The sequence below is a fragment of the Roseateles sp. P5_E1 genome (genome assembly GCF_054049335.1).
Window position 1 is genome coordinate 1 of sequence record NZ_JBFUMN010000479.1, and the last position, 521, is coordinate 521.

1 protein-coding gene and 1 pseudogene are annotated in these 521 nt (G+C 62.6%); both read right to left on the reverse strand.

Annotation, left to right across the window (positions count from 1 at the left end):
• Window positions 1-163: pseudogene (locus ACXJKJ_RS32195) on the reverse strand (hypothetical protein); the annotation flags it as partial.
• A 16-nt stretch (window positions 164-179) separates the two neighbouring features.
• Window positions 180-521 (reverse strand): efflux RND transporter permease subunit (locus ACXJKJ_RS32200; protein WP_457395821.1); only part of this gene is annotated, 342 nt, incomplete at its 5' end.

Genomic DNA, 521 nt, shown 5'->3' on the forward strand with positions numbered 1-521 from the left:
GCGTACCGCCGGTGAAGTCCAGCGCGTAGTTGAAGCCCTTGGTCGCGATCAACGCGATCGAACCCACGAACAGCAGCAGGGTCACGACCATCGCGGCATGACGCCACCGCATGAAATCGATCTTGGTGTCGTTCGGGAGGATGTGCAGCGGAAACAGTTTCATTGTGCGTGTCGTCCCGTCAGATGGCCACGTTCTGGAGCTTCTTGCGGCGGCCGTAGATCAGCGTCGCCAAGGCGCGCGATACGGTGATTGCCGTGAACATCGAAGCGAAGATGCCGATGATCATGGTCAGTGCGAAGCCCTTCAGCGGGCCCGTACCAAACGCATACAGGGCCACGCCGACGATCAACCCAGTCAGGTTGGCGTCGAGGATGGTGCCGCTGGCACGCTCGTAACCGGTCACGATCGCGGTCTTGCCCGGCATGCCGGCACGCAGCTCTTCGCGGATACGCTCGTTGATCAGCACGTTGGCGTCGACCGACAGGCCCACCGACAACGCCAGGCCGGCAAAGCCCGGCAG